Origin of the sequence: Brevibacterium litoralis (genome assembly GCF_040212315.1) — a bacterium.
GTDB classification, from domain to species: Bacteria; Actinomycetota; Actinomycetes; order Actinomycetales; family Brevibacteriaceae; genus Brevibacterium; species Brevibacterium litoralis.
This window is the reverse complement of the sequence record NZ_JBDIUY010000018.1, coordinates 77,877-93,855: the sequence shown is the minus strand read 5'-3', so window position 1 is coordinate 93,855 and position 15,979 is coordinate 77,877. Positions and strand designations below refer to the sequence as shown.

18 protein-coding genes are annotated in these 15,979 nt (G+C 70.1%); 10 read left to right on the top strand and 8 right to left on the bottom strand.

What is annotated here, in order from left to right:
- Nucleotides 1-104: 104 nt before the first annotated feature.
- Nucleotides 105-635, top strand: coding sequence for a hypothetical protein (locus AAD496_RS06185; RefSeq protein WP_349827785.1), 531 nt, complete (start codon nucleotides 105-107; stop codon nucleotides 633-635).
- A gap of 74 nt (nucleotides 636-709) precedes the next feature.
- Here AAD496_RS06185 and AAD496_RS06180 read toward each other — a convergent pair whose 3' ends face one another.
- Nucleotides 710-1,225, bottom strand: coding sequence for a ferritin (locus tag AAD496_RS06180; RefSeq protein ID WP_349827784.1), 516 nt, complete (start codon nucleotides 1,223-1,225; stop codon nucleotides 710-712).
- Between the two features lie 92 nt (nucleotides 1,226-1,317).
- On the opposite strand from AAD496_RS06180, the gene AAD496_RS06175 reads away from it, so the two are divergent.
- Entirely contained in the window at nucleotides 1,318-1,761 is a 444-nt protein-coding gene (locus tag AAD496_RS06175) for a hypothetical protein (RefSeq protein ID WP_349827783.1), read from the top strand.
- Between the two features lie 9 nt (nucleotides 1,762-1,770).
- Here AAD496_RS06175 and AAD496_RS06170 read toward each other — a convergent pair whose 3' ends face one another.
- Nucleotides 1,771-2,571, bottom strand: coding sequence for a siderophore-interacting protein (locus AAD496_RS06170; RefSeq protein WP_349827782.1), 801 nt, complete (start codon nucleotides 2,569-2,571; stop codon nucleotides 1,771-1,773).
- A 292-nt stretch (nucleotides 2,572-2,863) separates the two neighbouring features.
- On the opposite strand from AAD496_RS06170, the gene AAD496_RS06165 reads away from it, so the two are divergent.
- Nucleotides 2,864-3,505, top strand: a complete 642-nt coding sequence (locus tag AAD496_RS06165) for an NAD(P)-dependent oxidoreductase (protein ID WP_349827781.1) — start codon at nucleotides 2,864-2,866, stop codon at nucleotides 3,503-3,505.
- A 49-nt stretch (nucleotides 3,506-3,554) separates the two neighbouring features.
- On the opposite strand, the gene AAD496_RS06160 is transcribed toward AAD496_RS06165, so the two are convergent.
- Nucleotides 3,555-3,986, bottom strand: coding sequence for a MarR family winged helix-turn-helix transcriptional regulator (locus AAD496_RS06160; RefSeq protein ID WP_349827780.1), 432 nt, complete (start codon nucleotides 3,984-3,986; stop codon nucleotides 3,555-3,557).
- A 196-nt stretch (nucleotides 3,987-4,182) separates the two neighbouring features.
- Between AAD496_RS06160 and AAD496_RS06155 the strand changes: the two genes are divergently transcribed.
- From AAD496_RS06155 to AAD496_RS06135, 5 genes are all read left to right on the top strand, one after another.
- On the top strand, nucleotides 4,183-4,749 hold the full coding sequence (locus AAD496_RS06155; RefSeq protein WP_349827779.1) for a hypothetical protein: 567 nt from the start codon (nucleotides 4,183-4,185) through the stop codon (nucleotides 4,747-4,749).
- Between the two features lie 210 nt (nucleotides 4,750-4,959).
- A complete protein-coding gene (locus AAD496_RS06150; protein ID WP_349827778.1) occupies nucleotides 4,960-6,729 on the top strand; it encodes an SLC13 family permease in 1,770 nt (589 codons plus the stop codon).
- Between the two features lie 250 nt (nucleotides 6,730-6,979).
- Entirely contained in the window at nucleotides 6,980-7,492 is a 513-nt protein-coding gene (locus tag AAD496_RS06145) for an RES family NAD+ phosphorylase (RefSeq protein ID WP_349827807.1), read from the top strand.
- Between the two features lie 226 nt (nucleotides 7,493-7,718).
- Nucleotides 7,719-8,294: a dihydrofolate reductase family protein gene (locus AAD496_RS06140; RefSeq protein WP_349827777.1), complete on the top strand. Its 576-nt coding sequence runs from the start codon at nucleotides 7,719-7,721 to the stop codon at nucleotides 8,292-8,294.
- Nucleotides 8,295-8,341: 47 nt separating this feature from the next.
- Entirely contained in the window at nucleotides 8,342-10,228 is a 1,887-nt protein-coding gene (locus AAD496_RS06135) for an SLC13 family permease (RefSeq protein ID WP_349827776.1), read from the top strand.
- A 221-nt stretch (nucleotides 10,229-10,449) separates the two neighbouring features.
- On the opposite strand, the gene AAD496_RS06130 is transcribed toward AAD496_RS06135, so the two are convergent.
- The gene (locus tag AAD496_RS06130; RefSeq protein ID WP_349827775.1) at nucleotides 10,450-11,406 is read right to left on the bottom strand and encodes an MFS transporter; all 957 of its coding nucleotides are present in this window, start codon (nucleotides 11,404-11,406) and stop codon (nucleotides 10,450-10,452) included.
- Nucleotides 11,407-11,548: 142 nt separating this feature from the next.
- Here AAD496_RS06130 and AAD496_RS06125 point away from each other — a divergent pair, with 142 nt between their 5' ends.
- Nucleotides 11,549-12,631, top strand: a complete 1,083-nt coding sequence (locus tag AAD496_RS06125) for a bile acid:sodium symporter (RefSeq protein WP_349827774.1) — start codon at nucleotides 11,549-11,551, stop codon at nucleotides 12,629-12,631.
- A gap of 40 nt (nucleotides 12,632-12,671) precedes the next feature.
- The gene (locus tag AAD496_RS06120) at nucleotides 12,672-13,586 is read left to right on the top strand and encodes a VOC family protein (RefSeq protein ID WP_349827773.1); all 915 of its coding nucleotides are present in this window, start codon (nucleotides 12,672-12,674) and stop codon (nucleotides 13,584-13,586) included.
- 84 nt (nucleotides 13,587-13,670) lie between these two features.
- On the opposite strand, the gene AAD496_RS06115 is transcribed toward AAD496_RS06120, so the two are convergent.
- The 4 genes from AAD496_RS06115 to AAD496_RS06100 form a co-directional block, all read right to left on the bottom strand.
- Nucleotides 13,671-14,246, bottom strand: coding sequence for a MarR family winged helix-turn-helix transcriptional regulator (locus AAD496_RS06115; protein WP_349827772.1), 576 nt, complete (start codon nucleotides 14,244-14,246; stop codon nucleotides 13,671-13,673).
- A gap of 79 nt (nucleotides 14,247-14,325) precedes the next feature.
- The gene (locus tag AAD496_RS06110; RefSeq protein ID WP_349827771.1) at nucleotides 14,326-14,694 is read right to left on the bottom strand and encodes a hypothetical protein; all 369 of its coding nucleotides are present in this window, start codon (nucleotides 14,692-14,694) and stop codon (nucleotides 14,326-14,328) included.
- 125 nt (nucleotides 14,695-14,819) lie between these two features.
- Nucleotides 14,820-15,533, bottom strand: a complete 714-nt coding sequence (locus AAD496_RS06105; RefSeq protein ID WP_349827770.1) for a DsbA family oxidoreductase — start codon at nucleotides 15,531-15,533, stop codon at nucleotides 14,820-14,822.
- A 110-nt stretch (nucleotides 15,534-15,643) separates the two neighbouring features.
- Nucleotides 15,644-15,946, bottom strand: a complete 303-nt coding sequence (locus tag AAD496_RS06100) for a hypothetical protein (protein ID WP_349827769.1) — start codon at nucleotides 15,944-15,946, stop codon at nucleotides 15,644-15,646.
- Nucleotides 15,947-15,979: the final 33 nt, after the last annotated feature.

The window sequence follows — 15,979 nt, the reverse complement described above, 5'->3', positions numbered from 1 at the left end:
GGCGCCGACTGGGGATTTCCTCCGTTCCCGGTCACGGGCCCGCCGGTAGGCTGGACGTGACGTACGACAACCCGTTGCCGCCACCCCAGGGAGAGGGACCCGCGATGACCGAGCAGCACACACCCCGGGACGAGAACGACACGACCCACCGGGCCGACGAGCCCATCGAACCGACCCGGGTCTTCGACGCGACCCGACGTTCCACCCGGGACCGTCTGCGCGACGCCGCGGAGTCCGTGACCGGCCGGGGCACCTCGGCGGCGTCGAAGGCCACGGGTGCCTTCGCCGGTCTCAAGGACTTCGCCGAGCAGGCCGTCAAGGACGGCTCGCAGCGCCTGCGGGAGGGTTCGAAGAAGGTCCCGGGCGACCCGGCGGGCAAGGCCGAGGAGTACGCCTCGACGGCGCAGGAGCGCACCTCGGGCCTGCGGGACAGGGCCCGCTCCCAGGCAGGCAGGATCGCCGCTCCCGGCGGGGCCGTCGACTGGACCGAGAACACCGTGAACAAGCTGCTGGGCGGCGTCGGCGGATTCGTCACCGGGGTCGTCACGAGCGGCAAGGTCGACAAGGCCGTGAACTTCGCCCAGTCGGGCGTGACGAAGGGCGCCACGCAGGCACGCAAGCTGCTGCGGAAGTGACCGCATCCGTGTGACATGACGCGGCCCCGTCGACCGATCGGTCGGCGGGGCCGCGTCATGTCAGGCGGGCCGGATCACTCCGCGTCGGCGTCGATGTCCGGGGTGCGGGAGCCCAGCTCCGAGTCGATCCGGAGGACGCCGGCACCGTCGTCCTTGATGAGTTCCAGACGACCGACGATCTCGCCGACGCTCGCCTCCTCCTCGACCTGCTCGGTGAGGAACCAGTTGAGGAGCGGGAGGATGTCGATGTCGCCCTCGTCCTGGGCGGTCCGGTAGAGGTCACGGATGGCCTCCGAGACCGTCTCCTCGTGGGCGAGGGCGGCGCGGAAGAGCTCGACGGGCGTGGAGCCGACGATCTTGGGCGCCTCGATCGCACCGATCTGCGGGGCGAGGCCACGGTCGAGGGCGTGCTGGATGAACTTGGCCGCGTGAACCTGCTCCTCCTCGGCCTGGGCCCGCATCCACCGACTCATGCCGGTGAGGTCCTGGTCCTCCAGGTGGACGGCCAGCTGCAGGTACACGATCGAGGCGGAGAGTTCGAGGGTGATCTGGTCTTCGAGAGCGGTCGCGAGGGCAGGTGTGATCTTCATGCCGGACACGCTACGCCTCCTGCCGGGATCCGCACCCCAGGCGAGGCAATCCTTCGGCAGGTAAGCCTCACCTCGCAGGTACCGTGGGGCCCATGACCGACGCACCCACACCCCCTGCCGCACTCCTCGCCGTCGTCCGGGGTCTGTCGACCCCGGAACTCCTGGAGGACTTCTGGGCCGACGAGTTCCCCTTCGCCGGGCTCGGCGAACAACTCGACGCGGCCCGGGCGGTGCTCACGGAGTTGCGGGCGCGGTGGGACGCCGGTGAGCGGTTCGACCCGCCGCCCTTCGTGCTCGACGACGTCGACGAGGTGATCTTCCACCTCGCCCGTCACCTCCGGCAGGACCCCAAGGGCAAGAAGGCCGCACTGTTCCAGATGCACATCGGGATCGGGCTCCAGCAGGCCGGCTCCGAACGGGGTGACGCCCTGGAGAAGTACGTCGACGCGGTCCGCGCCGACGAGCCCGGCTCCGTCACCGGCCCCCTCAAACGTGCCCTCAAGGCCGAACTGCTCGGCGAGGCGCCGGCGGGCTGAGGCGGCCCCTCAGCACTCGGCCTTCATCTGCTTGACCCAGTCGCGCTTGGTCGAGCGCCACTCCTCGTCGGTGAGCGGACGCTTCCAGTAGGGGGAGCAGGAGAACATGTCGTCGTCGGCGAAACCACGCTCGGTGATGAGGTGTTTCCGGACCACACGGATCTCCTCCGCCTCACCGTGGATGAAGGAGTGTGCCGTCCCGTCCGGGAAGGCGGCGGCCCCGAGGGCACCGACGAGCAGATCGACGTCCTGATCGGCCGCACCGGTCCGGTGCAGCCAGGTGATGTCGACACCGGAGGGCGCCTCGACGGCGAGTTCGTGGGCGGGGGAGTCGACGAGGACGAAGGCGTGCCCGATCGCGGTCGCAGGCAGCACCCGCAGGGAGGCGGCGATCGCCGGCAGCGCGGACTCGTCGCCGACGAACAGGTGCCAGTCGGCCTCCGGGTCCGGCGCGTACCCCGAGCCCGGGCCGTTGAAGACGAGGACGTCACCGGGGGCTGCGTTCGCCGCCCACGGGCCGGCCTTCCCCTCGTCGCCGTGGACGACGAAGTCGACGTCGAGCCGATGGTTCTCCGCGTCCCAGGCCCCGACGGTGTAGCGGCGACGGAAGAGCTTGACGTCCGGGTGCGACTCGCGGATCGCGGCGGGCTCGAAGACGGGTCCGAAGGGCGCGTCGTCCGGCGGGATCGCGACGTTGATGTAGGCATCGGTGTGCGCGGGCATCGCGAAGTCCGCGAGGTCCCCCTCGGCCAGATGGACGCGGATGAGGCCGGGGGTCAGGCGGGTGGTGCCGGTGACGACTGCATGCATGGTGGTGGGGGAGCTCCTGTCGACGCCCGGAAGGGGCGTCCTCGTCCGTCGACCCGGCCAGGGTCGAGGTGAAGAATGGAATTACGTAATGTTTTCGTGGTTGATTGTGTCACCGCTCGTGTCCCGGCGCACGTCACACCGCGTGATCCGTGATCGATCCGTGACGGAGGAGGGGCCGACAGTGCACGTCAAGGGCACGTTCCGGCCCTGGTGAGGGCGCCTCGGCGGCGCGTAGGGTCGGGCCCGGGGCCCGTACCGACGGCCCCGCACCGACGTCGACCGAGGAGTCAGCATGCGCATCCACGTCCTGGGAGGAACCGGTTTCGCCGGAGGGCACACCGTCGCCGAGGCGGCCGCCCGCGGACACGAGGTCGTGTCCTTCAGCCGCCACGTCCCCGACCGGAAGGTCCAGGGGGTGGCCTACCGCGAGGCCGACGTCCTCGACCCGGCCACCCTCGCCGAGGCGACGGAGGGCGCGGACGCCGTCGTCTCCGCGATCGCCCCACGAGGCGCCCTGGAGGGCCGCACCCGCCCCGCCCTGGCGGACCTCGCCGGTCACTGCGCGCAGAAGGGGGTGCGGCTCGGCGTCATCGGTGGGGCGGGATCCCTGCGTGTGTCCGAGGACGGACCGCTCGTCATGGACACGCCCGACTTCCCGGCGGAGATCCTCGCCGAGGTGAAGGAGATGGCCGGCGTCCTGGAGGACCTGCGGGCCGCGGACCAGCGCCTCGACTGGTTCTACCTGAGCCCCGCCGGTGGGTTCGGCGGATTCGATCCCGGTGAGCGGACCGGCACGTACCGGTTGGGCGGCGAGGTGCTCGTGACCGACGAGGACGGTCGGTCATACATCTCCGGGGCGGACCTGGCACTCGCGCTCGTCGACGAACTCGAAGCGCCGCGCCACCGGCAGGCGCGGTTCACCGTGGGGTACTGAGTTTCACGCCGCCCGGGCCCCGGCACCCCACCACTGAGTCCGACGCCGTTCAGGGCTTGAGCTTCGCGAGGAGGCGGAGGAACTCGGCGCGTTCGCCCTCCTCCAGGGGCGACAGGATCCGGTCCTGGATCGCGGTCATCGACCACCCGAGTTCCTTCGCCCTCCTGCGACCACGGTCCGTGATGCTCAGGAGTTTGCGCCGCCCGTCGCTCGGGTCCGGGGTGCGCTCCACGTGGCCACCGCGCTCCAGGAGCGTGACGGCGTGCGAGAGGTCGCCCTTGTCCATCCGCGCCTGGAGCCCGATCTCGGCCTGGGGGAGCGGCTCGGAGTGTTCGAGCACGCTGAGCACCCGGTAGTGGTGTTCGGAGATGCCCTCGGTGTCGAGCGCCTCGCGGAGGATCCCCTGGGACCGCTGCTGCGCGCGGGACAGGAGCCAGGACGGCAGCTCGTCGTAGGTGGTGCGGGTCGCGTCATCGGTCATGCGACCCAGCCTAGGAGACGTCCGTTGGTGGGACCAACCATATCGGGGTGATGGCCGGGACGCCTCGGGAGCGAGGTCCGGGTACTGGCGAGATTCGGGCACCGGGGGAGAGGCCGGTAGGACGGTGGGGAATCCACCGGTGACGGGGCGGCCAACCCCCGCGCCCGGAACAGGCCCGGACGGGAGCATGGAGGGCATGATGCCCTCACCCCGCCCGTCCACGCCCGCACCCGACCCGAGGTCCGATCCGGTTGTTCCGTCTGATCCGTCGGCGGCGTCCGCGCCGGTCGGCCGCGCACCGACGCGGACCGTCGCCGGGCACGTGGCCCTCGTCCTCGGGCTCGCGTTGCTCACCGTTCCACGAGTGGTGCTCCACGATCTGCACGTCATCGACGAGGGCACGGCAGTCAACAGTCTGCTCGTCTTCGTCCCGCTCGTCGCGTGGATCGGTGTCGTGGTGGCGCTCGCGGTGCGGTCGCGTGCCCCGCGCATCCCGAACCCGTTCGGCACCCTCGTCTTCACCGGGTTCGTCTCCGGAGTGCTGCTCGTCCTCGTCCACCAGATCCTCTGGACCCAGAACCTCGGCGCCTCGACGCCGGTGCTCGGCGGGAACCTGGCGGACCTGGATCCCGGCCTCCAGGCACTGGTCTTCCGGGTGTCCGCGGTGTTCTCGGGGCTCGCGCTCGGGACGTTCCTCGGGGTCGTCACCGGCGGTGCGGCATGGGTGCTCACGCGGCTCGTCACGCGGATGCGCCGTGACTGAGGATGCACCGCGACTGGGGCGTCAACCGAGACAGCGACCGAGACAGCGACGCAACCGCCTCGTTGCGCCATGTGAGCCCATATATCTACCATCTCGGTAGGAATAGTGGGCTCGACCTCCGAGGTCGAGCCCGACCTGGCACCGCCCCCGACGGTCGGTGCGCGGTTCGGAGCCCGACCACCGGGCTCCGCGATGACGGAGGAGTCCACGATGGGTATCGACGCTTGGCTCACCCTCGCCGTGGTCCTCGGAGTCCTCGTCGCCCTGGTCGGCAACCGGGTCTCACCGGCGGTCGTCATGCTCTCCGGTGCCGTCGCGGTCCTCGTCCTCGGGATCGTCCCCGCGGAGGACGCCTTCTCCGGGTTCGCGAACGCCGCACCGATCACGGTCGCCGCGCTCTACGTACTGGCCGCCGGCGTCGAGAAGACCGGGGCGCTCACCCCACTCATGCAGGGGACGCTCGGGCAGAAGGGCACCTATCGACGGCCGTTGCTGCGGACCCTGATCCCGACGATGGGCGCCTCGGCGTTCCTCAACAACACGCCGATCGTGGCGATGCTGATCCCACAGTTGACCACCTGGGCGAACCGGCGCGGCGTCGCCGTGTCGAAACTGCTCATGCCGGTCTCGTTCGCCGCCGTCATGGGTGGCCTGCTCACCGTCATCGGCACCTCGACGAACCTCGTCGTCTCCGGGCAGATGACGACCCTCGGCCTGGACGAACTCGGCTTCTTCGAGATCGCGAAGGTCGGCCTGCCGATCGCCGCCGTCGGACTGGTCCTGCTCCTCGTGCTGTCACCGATACTGTTGCCCGACCGCCGTTCGGCCCGGGCCGAGGTGGAGAAGGAAGGTCGCCGGTTCTCCTTCGAGATGATCGTGGAGCCGGGTGGCCCGATCGACGGCCGGACGGTCGAGCAGGCCCGGTTGCGTGACCTCGAAGGCCTCTACCTCGCCTCGGTCGACCGTGGTGACACGGTCATCGCGCCGACCCGCCCGGACACGGTGCTGCGCGGTGGTAACCGCCTCCACTTCGTCGGCCCGACCACCCGGGTCCTCGACCTGCAGAAGATCCGCGGGCTCCGGTCCGCCGAACTCACCCACGTCCTCGACCTCGGACAGTCGACGGTCCGGTACTTCGAGGCCGTCGTCGGCCCGCGGTCACCGCTCGTCGGTCGCACCCTCAAGTCCGTCGGGTTCCGTGCCACCTACCAGGCCGCGGTCCTCGCGATCCACCGCTCCGGGCACCTGGTGGAGAACCGGCTGGGTACAGAGCGGATCCGCCTCGGCGACACGCTCGTGCTGGCGAGCGATCCGGATTTCCGCGACCGCTGGAGCGATCGGGCGGACTTCCTGCTCGTCGCCGACCTCGACGCCGACCCGCCGGTGACCAGCCGGAAGGCATGGATCCCGATCGCGATCCTGCTCGCGGTGATCCTGGCCGCGGCGACAGGACTCGTGCCGATCCTGCACGGTTCGTTGATCGGGGCGATCGCGCTCGTCGCCACCCGGGTGCTCACCCCCTTGGAGGCCAGACGCGCCGTCGATTTCGAGGTGATCGTGGTGATCGCCTCGGCCTTCGGACTGGCGGCGGCCATGCAGAGCTCCGGGCTGGCGGAGACGATCGCCTCAGGCCTGGTCGGTGCCTTCGGGGGATTCGGGACCTACGGGGTGATCCTGGGGCTCGTGCTCACGACCGTCGTCCTCACGGAGCTCATCACCAACAACGCCGCGGCACTGCTCATGTTGCCGATCGCGGTGAGTGCCGCCGTGAGCACCGGGGTGGATCCGCGTGGCGCGGCCATCGCCGTGGCGGTCGCGGCCTCCGCCTCGTTCCTCTCGCCGATCGGGTACCAGACGAACATGATGGTGTACGGACCGGGCGGTTACCGGTTCACCGACTACGCGCGACTGGGCTGGGTGTTCACCGCGCTCGTCATCGTCGCGACGGTTGTGCTCGTCCCGGTGATCTGGGCCGGCTGAGGCGGTTGGCCGCGACTGGTCGGCTCGGCTGCGTCGGTACACGCGAACCCCTCTCCTGACTCCCGTGAATCGAGTGCCGATAATATACATTATGTTAACTAGGCATCGAGAGCAGCTCTCGGGACTCCCCTCCGACATGTGACTGCGAGGAACATGTCGTTTCGCAGGACTCATGTCTCGCACTCCTGCGTGACTGCGAGACATGTGCCCCGTCGAACGACATCTACCTCGTAGTCACGCCGTCTAGGATCTGCCCATCGCACCGACGCCCGACAGCCAGCTCCTCGACTCCGCCTCCGGGACGTTCTTCCGCGCGATCGACCCGGCGTTCCGGGAGCACGCCCTCGACGGCGCACGTTCCGCCGGCCGCTACAACCGTCCCGGACAACGCACGCTCTACCTGAGCGGTTCCCGAGACGGTGTCGCCGCCGCGATGATCGCCCACACCGATGACACGACTCCGGAGCGCGAGATCCTGGAGATCTCCGTACGGGCCGACCGGATCGTCGACCTGCGCGATCCCGAGGTCGGCACCCGGTTCGGGTTCGACCCCGCGGATGCCGCCGCCGACTGGCAACACCTGCTCGACGAGCACGGCCGACCGCGGATCACCGCTCCGCCGTCCTGGCAGGTCCGCGACCTCCTCGAATCCGCCGGCGCCCACGGACTCATCGACCCGTCGCGCAAGGCCCCCGGTCTCTGGCACCTGGTCCTCTTCGACTGGAACTCCGGCCCCGACTCCCCTCACGTTGAGGTCCCCTGACCCCTGTATCGTTGGTCAGCCCAACAATTTGTGCACCCGTCGGCGCCCCGCACCACATGCTTGCGCAACCTCCCTGTCGTCTGCCGTACCGATGTCCGGCAATCCGGGAAGACTGCCGGACATCGGTACGGCAATCGACGATGAGCATGCACTCATCGTGGACGGGCGTGCGACCACCCGAAACACACCCCACGACATCGGGACCCGGATCACCTAGGCTCGCGGCATGGTCGAGACCGATGCACACACATCCCTCCGCGCCGCCGTCTTCCTGGGCCTGAGCGTCGACGGCAGGATCGCCCGCCCCGATGACGACCTCGAATGGCTCACCAGCCGTGGTGAGGCCGCCGGGGACGCCGGCTTCACCCCCTTCATGCACTCGGTCGATGCCGTGGTCATGGGCAGGAAGACCTTCGAGACCATCGCGCCCATGGACGACTGGCCCTACCTCGACCGCCCCATGCACGTCATCAGCACCACCCTTCCCCAGGCCCCGGAACCCGAAGCCGACCCCCGGATCACGGTGCACCGCTCCCCCGAGGCCGCTGTCGCCGCACTCGAGGCCGCCGGCCACCGACGCGTCTATGCCGACGGCGGCGCGACCGTCCGCTGGTTCCTCAGGGCCGGACTCGTCGAGGACCTCACGCTCTCGCAGGTCCCCGTCCTCATCGGTGACGGCCCCACGCTGTTCGGCCCTCTCGGCGGCGACGTCGACCTCGAACACCTGGACACGCGGGTCCTCGGCGGCGGGATGGTCCAGACCACCTACCGCGTCGTGAGCGGCCCGACGCCACCCGCCTGACCCGATCCACCCACACCGCTCGACGCACCCTGATAGCGTCCTGATCCATGACCATCGAGATCGGCGTGGTCCTCGGCATCGTCGCCGTCGCGCTGTACCTGTTCGCCAGCCAGAAGCTCCCGCTCTACGTCACGTCGCTGGCGATCATGGTGATCGTCATCTGTGTGCCGTTCCTCGACCACCTGTCGTGGATCCGGGATGCCGGACTCGACTTCACCGGCACCTTCCCCACCGTCACCGAGGGACTGTCCGGACTCTCCAACCCGGCGACCGTCACCGTCATGGCGATGTTCCTGCTCTCCGCGGGTATCCAGCGCTCCGGCCTCATGCACGTACTCGGCCGCAAGCTCGTCCCGCTCGTCGGCAACTCCGAGACCCGGTTCCTCCTCGTCGTCACCGGCCTCGTCGGCCTCATCTCGGGGTTCGTCAACAACACGGCCGCCGTCGCGGTCGCCATCCCCTTCGTCATCGAACTGGCCCGGCGCATCGGCATCCGCGCATCGAAGGCGCTCATCCCCCTGAGTTTCGTGAGCATGCTCGGCGGGATGCTCACCGTCATCGGCACCTCGACGTCGATCCTCGCCGTCGCTGTCCTCGCGGACATGCCGGAGTTCGGCCGCCCGCTCAGAATGTTCGAGTTCGCCCCCGTCGGACTCCTCATCCTCGTCGTCGGTCTCGTCTACTTCCTCACCGTGGGCCGTCACCTGCTCCCCGACCGCGAGATCGGTGGCGAGGCGACCGCCGGAACCGGGAGCGACGACGGCACCGACGGCAACGGCGACACCTCCGAGGGCACCTTCGTCGTCGAACTCCGCGTCCCCAAGGGCAGCGAGGCCGTCGGCCGCACCCTCGACGACTTCGGCGCCTTCACCGAGATCGGCGCCACTCCCCTGCGCCTCACCCACCCGGAGGACTCCGACACCTCCGACCGTCCCGCACCCACCGCCGCCGAGGCGCTCTCCACCACCCCACTCTCCGACGGAGACATCGTCACCGTCTCCGCCACCACCCGCCAGGTCGCCGACTTCGTGGCCGCCGAGGACTTCCACGTCGCCTCGGACATGGACGGGTCCTACGGGCACGCCCGCGACGGCGTCCTCGTCCGGGCCCTCGTCCGCAACCGCCTGCTGTTCGACGGCCGCAGGGCCCGCGACATCGGCTTCTGGCGCCGCTACCGGGCGCGGCCCATCGGCATCGAGGCGGAGGGCGTTCACTCGCCCCGCCTCGCCGACGCCACCCTCCGCGTCGGCGAGGTCGTCCTCCTGGAGACCGAGGAGTCCGAGATCCCCCGTCTGCGCCGGCGCCCCGACCTCGTGCTCCTCAGCGAGTTCGAGGACGAGTTCGACCGCGCCCGCATGTGGGTCACCGGTCTCACGATGGTGGCCGTCATCGCGCTGGCTGCCCTCACCCCGGTCCCGATCGTCGTCTCTGCACTCGCCGGTGTCGTCGCGATGGCCGTCACCCGCTGCATCACCGCCGAGGACCTCACGAGCGGCGTCCAGTGGGAGATCATCTTCATGCTCGCCGGTGTCATCCCGCTGGGCATCGCGATGACGAAGTCCGGCGGCGCGGAACTCATCGGCGAGACCCTCGCCGCCGCCACCGGCTCCTGGCCACCTCTCCTCGTCCTCATGGCGCTCTACGCCGTCACGACCGTCCTCACCGAGGTCGTGAGCAACAACGCGAGCGTCGTCATCCTCGTCCCCGTCGCCGTCACCCTGTCCTCGGCGCTCGACATCCCCGTCCTCGCCGTCGCGCTCACCGTCGTCTTCGCCGCCTCGACGAGCTTCCTCTCCCCCGTCGGCTACCAGACGAACGCCATGGTCTTCGGCACCGGCGTCTACCGCTTCACCGACTTCGCCAAGGTCGGCGCACCCCTCAACGCGATCCTCATGGTCGTCACCTGCTCGGCCATCTGGTTCCTCTGGGGCTGAACTCCCATCGGATCATCCGGAGTGCGCCCAGTGGCGTTCTCCGGGCCCGGATCCGCCACTGAGCGCACGCCGGATATCGTTGGTCTTCCCAACGGACTCCTCGCGCGTGCCCTTTGGACACTTTTGGATTTCTCGCTCCCGAGGCGTCCTGGCCCGTTCCCCGACGCAACCGGACCATCCCTGCCCGGTCCCCGCCCCCGAGGCTCCCTGGCCTCCACCTCTCACCCGCCGTCGACCTCTCCGCCCTCCCCGTGTCGCGCCGTGCGCAGGGGTGAGAACACGATGACGAGCGGGCCGGTGCCGGTCCACGCCACCGGGGCGAGCCCCCGCCCCAGCAGCAGTGCACCACCGGCCCCGAGCCGTCGTCCGACGGCCGGGGCCAGCAGCGCACCGAGCACTCCACCCGCTCCCCCGCAGGCGAGGACCAGCCCGAACCCCACCGGCCCCACTCCGAGTTCGCGCAGCGCGAAGGGCGCGAAGGCCGTCATCGTGAGCGCCAGGGGCCGCACGGTCCGGTGCGAGTAGGTCCAGCGGAGGCCGTCGAGCACCTCGTGACCCACGTGCCGGCCGCTCGTACGGGCCGGCGCACGGGGTTCCTCGACCCGGATGCACGCTGCGACGACCGCGCTGCCGGCGGAGACCACGACGTCGATCACGACTGCGAAGGGCGCCGTGAGCCAGGCGACGACCGCACCCCCGAGTGCCGGCCCGCCGGACTGCGCGAGTGCCCCGGCCTGCATGATCCGCGCGTTGGCGGGCAACAGATCGCGCCGGTCCACGAGCCGCGGCAGCAAGGCCTGAGTGGCCGAGTCGTGGAAGAGCGCCACGAGCCCCACCGCGCAGAACACCCCACCGAGCGGCCACACGTCCAGGTGCCCGCCGACCGACAGGACCGGGATCGCCGCGAGGGCGAGCGCGCGGGCGGCATGGGCACCGACGAGCACCGGTCTCCGCCGCCAGCGGTGCATCCACGCGCCGACCAGCAGCCCGAGGAACACGTACGGCACGACGCGCAGCGCGTTCAGCACCCCGATCTCGAACGCGGCGGCACCGACGACGCTCACGACGAGCACCTGGAACGCGACGGTCGTGAGCGACCCGGAGAAGTCCGTGGCCGTCGAGGCGGTCCAGAACAGCGCGAAGGGCCGACGTCGTAGCACCTCCCGAGCCTCACCCATCCGTCGACGGTACCCCGCCCCCGAGGCGCCCTGGCCCGATCCCCGACGCAGACGGTCGGTCGGGTGCCCGCACGACGACGTGGCGCCCTGCGCGCAGGCGACGGCCTGCGACCCGGGTGACCCACCTGCGATACTGGCCCGCGTGACGGAGTGGATGGAGAAGCACCAGGTGGGGCTGTACGTGGCGGCTCTCGGTGTGGGCGCCGTCCTCGGTCTCGGACTCCCCGCCCTCGGTCTACCCTCCGTCGCTCCACTCGCCGCCACGCTCGTCGAACCCTTCCTCGCACTCCTGCTCTTCTCCACGTTCCTCGCCGTCCCGCTCGCCCGCATCCCGGAATCGATCCGCTCCCCGCGCTTCCTGCTCGCCGCGATCGGCGTCAACGTCCTCCTCGTCCCGCTGCTCGTGTGGGCGATCGCCGCGGTTCTCCACACCATCGGCACGCCCGCGCCCGTGCTCGTCGGGGTCGTGCTCGTGCTGCTCGCCCCGTGCATCGACTACGTGGTCGTCTTCACCCGCCTCGCCGGCGGCGCCACCGCCCGGGTCCTCGCCGCCACTCCCCTGCTGCTCGCCGCGCAGGCCGTCACGCTCCCCGTCCTCCTCCCCGCCATCGCGGGCACCTCCCTCACCGACGCCGCCGAGGCGCCCTGGCCACCCCTCCTCCGCGCCCTCCTACTCCTCGTCGTCGCGCCCTTCCTGTGCGCCGCCGTGATCCAGCTGTACACACGTGAGAACTCCCGGGCACCCGGACCGGTCCGCCGGATCGCCGGCACCCTCGATCACCTGGGTACCGGCGCGATGGTCCCGCTCATGATGCTCGTGCTCGGCTGCACCGTCGCCGGTCACGTGGCCGCGGTCGGCTCGGCACTCGGCGCACTCGTGCCGGCCGTGCTCGCATTCCTCGTGTTCTCCCTCGTCATCGTCGTGCTCGTCGGTGCATTCGGGGGTCGACTGCTGGGCGGAACACCGGAACGAGCGAACCATCCGGGCACCGGGTTCTCCACGGACCCGGCCGCCCAGGTCGCCGCACACCGGGGGCTCGTGCTCACCGGGCTCACACGGAACTCCCTCGTCGTCCTGCCCGTGGCACTCGCACTCGGCACCTCCGGCGCGGCCGGGCCGGATTCCTCGCTCATCCCGATCACGGTCGTCACCCAGACACTCGTCGAGCTCGTGGTGCTCGTCGTCCTCGTCCGCCTGCTCCCCCGGGTCATCCCCCACCGATGATTTAGTTGATTCTTCAACTATCTTGTCGTAGACTTCCCTCATGACCGCTTTCACGCAGCAGCCCGTCGATCCCGCTCTCACCGTCGACCGCCTCGGCGCCACGACCGCCATGGGCGCGGTCACCCTCTACGTCGCCGATCTCGACGGCATGGTCGCCTACTACCGGGACGGCGTCCGTCTCGACCTGCTGCGGCAGGAGGGCGCCTCGGCGGTGCTCGGCCGCCAGGCCCCCGGACGCGCGCCGGAGCCCGTCGTCGTCCTCGAGCACTCCCCCACGCTCGCCGCCGCCACCCCCGGGTCCGCCGGCCTGTTCCACGTCGCCGTCCTCTACGAACAGCGCGCCGACCTGGCCGCGAGCGTCCTGTCCCTGGCCGAGAAATACCCGCAGACCTACGTCGCCAACCAGGACCACCTCGTCTCCCAGGCCTTCTACTTCACCGACCCCGAGGGCAACGGTGTCGAGCTCTACTGGGACCGTGACCGTGCGGACTGGGACTGGGTCGACGGGCAGGTGCAGATGGACAACCTCGCCTTCGACCCCAACGCTTTCGTCACCTCCCACGTCGACGAGGCGGCCGTCCGCGACGCCCAGGTCCGCCCGGCGAGCGTCGGCCACGTCCACCTGTCGGTCGGCGACATCGACACCGCCCGGGATTTCTACGTGAGCACCCTCGGGTTCGCCCAGACCTTCGTCATGCACGGCACCGCTCTCTTCGTGAGCGCCGGTGGCTACCACCACCACATGGCGATGAATGTGTGGAACTCCCGCGGTGCCGGCCTGCGCGCCCCGGCACTGGGCCTCGGCCTCGTGCGCATCGCCCTGCCCGACCGCCAGGCGATCGACCACGTCGTCGAACGCATGCGCGACCACGGCGTCGACACCCGTGACGAGGGCGCGACCGTGAGTTTCGACGACCCGTGGGCCAACCGCATCGAACTCTCCGTCACCGGCTGAGTTCGACGCCGCCCGCACCCCGGCACCCCACCGGCGAGGCGTGAGGTCTCCGGCGAAGAAGGCCGAGGGTGTCGTCGGCCGGCCTCAGACCTCCTTGGGGTCCACCGGGGACCGGCCGGTGACGGCGTCGAGCAGATCCGCGAGGATCCCCACGCGGTCGGTCGGCAGCTTGTCGAACACGATCCGCCGGACGTCCTCGACGTGCACGGGCGCCGCCCGCTCGACGAGCTCCCGCCCGGCCTGAGTGAGTTCCACGAGCGATGTCCGCTTGTCCTCGGGCTTCGGGAACTTGCGCACCTGACCGCGCTTCTCCAACTTCGCGACGGTGTGCGACAGACGCGACAGCGACCCGTGGGTGACCATCGCCAGGTCCGTCATCGGGCGCAACCCCTCGCGGTGTTCGCTGAGCATCGCGAGCACGTTGTACTCGTAGCGGGTGAGGTCGAACTCCTTCTTCAGCCGGCGTTCGATCGCCGCCGGGACCGTCTCCGCGAAGCTCAGGATCGCCAACCACGTCCGGCGCTCCTCGGAGCTGAGCCACCGGACCTCGTCCGCCGGGACCTCCGGGCCGGTACGGTCCCCCGCGGCACCGTCCGTGGGGATCTCGGCGAAGTCCTCGCCGGAGGTGGACATGGGATCGTTCTCGTGGTGCACGGTCATGCCTGCCATCATCGCACTATCGGCGCTCGCCCCGGCATCACCCGCCCTCCGGGTCCCCGACAGCAGGTCGCCGGACCGTTCAGATCGTCACGTCGACGAAGTCCGTCGAGGCGAACCGCAGCCCGTCCTCCGAGTCCTCCAGGACGGTGTCGACCTCGACGGCGGGGCCGGTGATCCGCAGGTGCGCCCCCGAGGCGCCTTCGTTCACCGCTACGAACGTGCGGTCGAGTGCCGCGACGTAATCGGCGACGAAGGCGTCGGCCAGGGAACCGCCGACCGAACGGGCCTGATCGGTGAGGAGTTCGGTGACGAGGCGCCGGGAGTCGTCGGGAAGATCGGTGACGGCAATACGTGCAGCGGGGGCCGCGACCCCCGTCCCGGCGGCGATGACCGCAGCGGCGGTACCCGCCCCCAACCACTGGGTGACGGCGGTCGTTGTCGTACTCATGCCCCGCACCCTTCCACTCCCTCCGGTGAGGACACCCGGCACCGGCTGTGCATCCGCTGAGTCGTCCAGACCTCAATGATCGACGCCTCAACCATCGGGGGTCCGACCATCCGGATCCCGGCCGGTCAGGACGGCGCGGCGCCCCTGTCACCAGGCGATTCGTCACGAGACGACTCCTGATCCCGCACCTCACGGGCGACGGTCTCCAGGGTCTGGGCGAACACCTCGGCCGGCTGGGCACCCGACACCCCGTACTTCTGTTCGAACACGAAGAACGGCACCCCACTGATGCCCAGGCGCCGCGCCGTCGCGAGATCGTCCTCCACGAGCCCGGCGATCGTCTCGCTCTCCACCGCCGCGTCCACCGCGGCGGCGTCGAGACCGAACCGGGCCCCGAGGTCACGCAGGACCGCAGGTTCGGACAGCGCCCGCCCCTCGACGAAGTGGGCGGAGAACAGTGTCTCCTCCACCTCACCGGCGTCCGCCCCGCGGAGCACGGCCTCCTTCGCCAGGGAGTGCGCCTTGAGGGACTGCGCCGGCACGAGCGCGTCGAAGTCGTAGTCGAGACCGAGGTCGGCGGCGACCTCGGTGACCTGGCGGAGCATCTGCGCGACCTGCTCGGCGGGCATGCCCTTGCGTTCGGCCAGGTAGTCCGCCTCGGACCCCGCGTAGCGGTCGGGTAGGTCGGGATCGAGGACGTAGGCGTGCCAGGTCACCTCGACCTCGGGCGCGCCCTCGTCCCCGGAGCGGAAGAGTTCCAGCCCCTGTTCGAACCGGCGCTTACCGATGTAGCACCACGGGCAGTTCACGTCGGACCAGATGTCCACTCGGATCGTCATGTCCCCCAGCCTAGGACCCCGGACACGACGACAGCCCGTCCCCGGAGATCCGGGAACGGGCCGTACGTGGCTGCCTCCTGCGGAGGCGGTGCCCCATCAGGGGCGATGTGTCACTTGAGGGCGTCGCGGGCGATACCCGTGAAGATCTTGGTGACGGAGTTGATGTAGTCGGCGTGTGCCTTCGTGATCGAGGAGATGAACTCGACCTCGGTGGAGTCGGCGGTCTTCTGCGAGTACTGCAGCATGTCGGCCAGGGTCTTCTCGTAGACGTCGAGCGAGACGTTGCCGTTCTGCTTGGCGGCCTCGATGAGCTTCTCGTTGAGGTCGCGGACGCGGGTGGCGGCCTCCTCGAACTGGGGTGCGAAGGCGTCGGCGGGGTTCTGGGCGCCTGCGGCGGGCTTCTGTGCGGCCATGATGTTCTCCTCGTGGTCTCGGTGGAGCGAACT